We start from the raw sequence: 356 nt of genomic DNA on the forward strand, positions 1-356 counted from the left end.
TTCACGTCCGCCCGAGGCGGTGACCGGTCCGCCCGGCGAGGGCCGGCGACCGAGGTGGCTCCGGTCGGACGCGCTGACGGCGTCCCCCCGGCGCACCCTGCTGCTCGCCGCGTCGGCCGGCACCGGAGCCGGCCTGCTGCTGGCCGGTCCGGTGGCGGCGGTGGCCGTCGGCGCCTACGGCACGCTGGCCGCCCGGGCGCTGCTCCGACGCAAGCACGGCCAGTACGCCGTCCGGGCCCGGCGGCGCCGCCTGGACGAGCTCTGCGGACTGGCCGCCGACCTGCGGGCCGGCCTGCCGATACCGGTCGCCGCCGAGCGGCTCACCCTCGGTCCGACGGGGACCGGTGGTGCTTCTC

General features: G+C 79.8%; 1 pseudogene. It reads left to right on the forward strand.

Features of this window, described 5'->3' with window-relative positions:
* Positions 1 to 19: 19 nt before the first annotated feature.
* Positions 20 to 356: pseudogene (locus ACSNN9_RS28700) on the forward strand (hypothetical protein); the annotation flags it as partial.

It is taken from the genome of Micromonospora sp. URMC 107, from assembly GCF_051386315.1.
In the GTDB taxonomy this organism is placed as follows: domain Bacteria; phylum Actinomycetota; class Actinomycetes; order Mycobacteriales; family Micromonosporaceae; genus Micromonospora.